The 1,105-nt window shown below is 60.5% G+C and carries 2 protein-coding genes; both read right to left on the reverse strand.

Going from position 1 to position 1,105, the window contains the following annotated elements:
- Positions 1-221: dTDP-4-dehydrorhamnose 3,5-epimerase (rfbC, locus tag EOD07_RS35345; RefSeq protein WP_164772891.1), on the reverse strand; the 221-nt coding region annotated here is incomplete at its 3' end.
- Positions 214-1,104 (reverse strand): glucose-1-phosphate thymidylyltransferase RfbA, encoded by an 891-nt coding sequence (gene rfbA, locus EOD07_RS35350; RefSeq protein ID WP_073987028.1) that lies wholly within the window; start codon positions 1,102-1,104, stop codon positions 214-216. The genes rfbC and rfbA, both read right to left, overlap by 8 nt.
- Between the last annotated feature and the right edge of the window lies 1 nt (position 1,105).

A 1,105-nucleotide genomic window follows, 5' to 3' on the forward strand; every position in this document is an offset into this window, starting at 1 on the left:
AGCTTGTCCTGGGCGCGGGGAGGCAATTGATAGTGCAGGCCGCGCAGGACGCCGGCGGCCGCGGAATAGGAATGGTTGTCCTGCACGAAGGTCAGGTCGATGCCCGCTTGCGCAAATCGCTCCGCGTTCCAGGTCTCGCAGAAATAGCCGCGCGCATCGCCATGGCGCTTCGGCACGATCTCCAGCACGCCCTCCAGGCCGAGCGTCCTGACCTCAAGCACCTTGATCCTCCATCAGGTCGGCGACCCGCCTGCGCAGATAAGCGGCATATTCGTTCTTGCCGAGACGCGTCGCGCGTTCCAGAACCTTGTCGGCGTCGAGCCAGCCCTGCTCGAAAGCGATTTCCTCGGGGCAAGCGACCTTGATTCCTTGCCGATGTTCGATGGTACGCACAAAGAATGACGCTTCGTGCAGGCTGTCATGCGTGCCCGTGTCGAGCCAGGCATAGCCGCGGCCGAGCCGGTGGACCTGCAGTTCGCCGCGCTCAAGATAGGCATTGTTGACCGCCGTGATCTCAAGCTCGCCACGCGCCGAGGGTCGGATGGTGGAGGCGATGTCGACGACCCTGTTGTCGTAGAAATAGAGACCGGTAACGGCCCAGTTGGATTTCGGCTTGAGCGGCTTTTCCTCGATCGTCAAAGCCATGCCGGTGGCCTTGTCGAACGAGACCACGCCATAACGCTCGGGATCCTCGACATGATAAGCGAAGACCGAAGCTCCGCTTTCGCGCGCAGCCGCCGTCCGGCAGAGCTTGGATAGGCCATCGCCGAAATAGATGTTGTCGCCGAGGATCATCGACACGTTGTCCTTGCCGATGAAATCACGACCGATGATAAAAGCCTCGGCTAGGCCGTTGGGCTGCGGTTGCTCGGCATAGGACAGCTCAAGGCCGAATTCCGAGCCGTCGCCGAGCAGAGCCTGGAAAACCGGCAGGTCACGCGGCGTTGAGATCACCATGATCTGGCGTATTCCCGCGAGCATCAGCACGCTCAGGGGGTAATAGATCATCGGTTTGTCGTAAATCGGCAGGATTTGCTTGGAAACCGCTATTGTGAGCGGATAGAGGCGTGTTCCGCTGCCCCCGGCAAGGATTATTCCTTTCAAC

Source organism: Mesorhizobium sp. M2C.T.Ca.TU.002.02.1.1, from assembly GCF_003997225.1.